The sequence below is a fragment of the Pseudomonas sp. P5_B2 genome, assembly GCF_056400445.1.
Genome location: NZ_JBFULH010000955.1, coordinates 1 through 1251 on the forward strand (window position 1 = coordinate 1; position 1251 = coordinate 1251).

The 1251-nt window shown below is 55.1% G+C and carries 2 protein-coding genes; one reads left to right on the forward strand and one right to left on the reverse strand.

Annotated features, from left to right (window positions below):
- Window positions 1–336, reverse strand: a 336-nt coding sequence (locus tag AC1DRJ_RS28270; protein WP_477805043.1) for a PAS domain-containing protein, incomplete at its 3' end; no start/stop codon positions are given.
- A gap of 236 nt (window positions 337–572) precedes the next feature.
- On the opposite strand from AC1DRJ_RS28270, the gene AC1DRJ_RS28275 reads away from it, so the two are divergent.
- Window positions 573–1055: an MSMEG_0572/Sll0783 family nitrogen starvation response protein gene (locus tag AC1DRJ_RS28275; RefSeq protein ID WP_477805044.1), complete on the forward strand. Its 483-nt coding sequence runs from the start codon at window positions 573–575 to the stop codon at window positions 1053–1055.
- Window positions 1056–1251 lie beyond the last annotated feature (196 nt).

Genomic DNA, 1251 nt, shown 5'->3' on the forward strand with positions numbered 1-1251 from the left:
CACCTGGAGGATGGTGGCTGACAACTCGAGTTCGATACGTTCGCCAGTCTTGCAGTTGCAACTCAGGTCTTCACTCCAGCCGCGCCCTTTATCCATCACCGCTTGGGTGAACACGATGAGGTCGGCCAATTGGTGCCCGAACAATTTGCTCACCGGCAGCTTCAACAACTCCTGTCGGGGGTAACCCAACAGCTTGYAGGCGGCGATGTTCAGGTCACCAAACCGATCGGCCACCGGGTCAAGCAAGGCTATTGCTTCAGCGCAATGCTCAAACACCATGTGTCGAGACGAATAGGCCAAGTCGGCCCAGCCGCTGAGAGAATCTGGCTCGCTCATTACGAAATCTCGTGTTTATAGGCTACGAATATTCGTATTTTTACGGGAATACGTAGTGCAGCGATAGCGTCAGAAAGCCTTTCAAAAAGCGGTGCAGATTCAATACTCCATTGGATTCAGGCAGTTAACCGTTAACCAAAGAACTAATTAATTTCTGGCACGGAGTTCGCTCTAGTACCCATGTCCCCCAGCAGCCTCAGGCCGCTGACAAAACGTGACTTACTGGAGAAAACGATATGCCCACCGTGGACATTGCTCACTACCAAGACGGCGACTTTTTGGTCGATTACGAAGAGAAAGTCTTCGAAGACGTGAAGGCCGAACCGGGCGAAAAAGTCCTGATCACGTTCCACACCATCGCCTTCGAAGGCTCCATTGGCCTGGTCAACATGCTGCAAGCCAAGCGCCTGCTGCGCAAAGGTTTCGAAACCAAAATCCTGCTTTACGGCCCTGGCGTTCAGTTGGGTGTACAGCGCGGTTTTCCGACCCTGGGTGCCGAAGCGTTCCCCGGCCATCTGGCCGTCAACAACCAACTGAAGGCGTTCATGTCCGAAGGCGGTGAAGTCTATGCCTGCCGCTTTGCCCTGCAGGCGCTCTTCGGCCAGACCGAGAAAGCCCTCATCGAAGGTATTCGCCCGATCAACCCTCTGGATGTCATGGATCTGCGGCTTCTGATGCGTCGCGAAGGCGCCATGATCATCGACACCTGGACTGCGTAATTCACCGACCACCGGCTCTGCAGAAATCCTGACCGGCAAGGCCGCCGAGTTGCCATTCGGTGACTCGCCGGCCTCACCAAGGCTGCAGACGCCCTCGCTCACCCGAGCAAGACCCTTCTTCGTATCAAGCGACAGGAAACTGAAACATGCCAACTATTCGCGCTGCCGCCGTTCAGTTCAGCCCAGTGCTGTACTC